We start from the raw sequence: 1088 nt of genomic DNA on the forward strand, positions 1-1088 counted from the left end.
GCCATAGCCCGTTTCCCAGGCCACTTTTGCGTGTCCCAGAGATCGGCCCAGGATGTCGGCTCGGTCTTGACCACGTTCTTATCGTAGCCGAGGGCTGTGTTGTAAACCACGTACGGGATCCCGCATTCGAAGCGCGGGTCTGCGATATTGTAGTCTTTGAGATTGGGAAGCTTCGATCTGTCGATTTTTGCGAAGAACCCCTCATCGCAGCCCTGCAGAACCTCGATATCCTCGGCCGCCACAACATCCCAGGTGTTGCCGCCGCCCTCCAGCTTGGTGCGAACGGCGCCGATGCCGGCGTCACGATCGTCGACGGCGACGTCGAGTTTACTCTGCTCCTTGAAAGGGGCCAGGACGGCCTTCTTGAGCGTCTCACCCAACGGTCCGAGGCTGACCGCCACGGTCAGGTCTTCTGCGCGGCTGGCCTGAGAAGACAACAGCGCCRCACCAAACGCGAGCGCAATACCAAGCTTGAGCGCTTTCGCACTCACTGCATCATTTCCGTTCATTTCATTCTCCCATTGTTTCGCCGCAAGGCGACCGTCTTCCACATACCAGACCAAGGCTTATGTCATTGTTTTATGTTATTATTTCTTGTCGTTCCCGGGGTGTTTTCCGATACAAAAGGTCTACTGCCAGGCTTCGATAAAGCATACAGTCTGTAGATAATCTATTAGGTTTGTAATGGTGTCAAGGCATGTGCCAACGACGCACTGCGCCCGGATGAACCTGGCCTTGGCTTTCGATTCGTTGCGCGAGAAATCCGGTTCTCGGGCGAGCGGATTTCCTCCCGCTTGGGGCAGGCGCAGATTGACAGCACCCGATAAATGTACAACATATAGCTACTTGTTGTATTTATAGTCGGACTGGAACGGTCTCTGCAGATGGAGGAAAAGACGATGATTGCGGCTACCCGTGCCTCTTCGGAGGCTACCACCCCGGCGTCATCTGGGCTGCGTACAGGCGATGAATACCTGCGTTCCTTGAATGACGGGCGCGTTGTCTACGTCGACGGCGAGAAGGTGGCCAACGTTACAACGCATCCGGCCTTTGCCGCAGCTGCCCATTCGGCAGCGAGCCTCTACGAC

Annotated in this window: 2 protein-coding genes; one reads left to right on the top strand and one right to left on the bottom strand. The window is 56.0% G+C overall.

Translation table 11 applies throughout. The annotated features are described in order from the left end of the window. The coding region (locus ACXJ7R_RS33880) for an extracellular solute-binding protein (protein ID WP_457155597.1) at positions 1 to 509 on the bottom strand (509 nt) is incomplete at its 3' end. A gap of 390 nt (positions 510 to 899) precedes the next feature. On the opposite strand from ACXJ7R_RS33880, the gene ACXJ7R_RS33885 reads away from it, so the two are divergent. Further along, positions 900 to 1088 (top strand): 4-hydroxyphenylacetate 3-hydroxylase N-terminal domain-containing protein (locus ACXJ7R_RS33885; protein ID WP_457155598.1); only part of this gene is annotated, 189 nt, incomplete at its 3' end.

The sequence above is a fragment of the Mesorhizobium sp. P5_C1 genome, assembly GCF_054049815.1.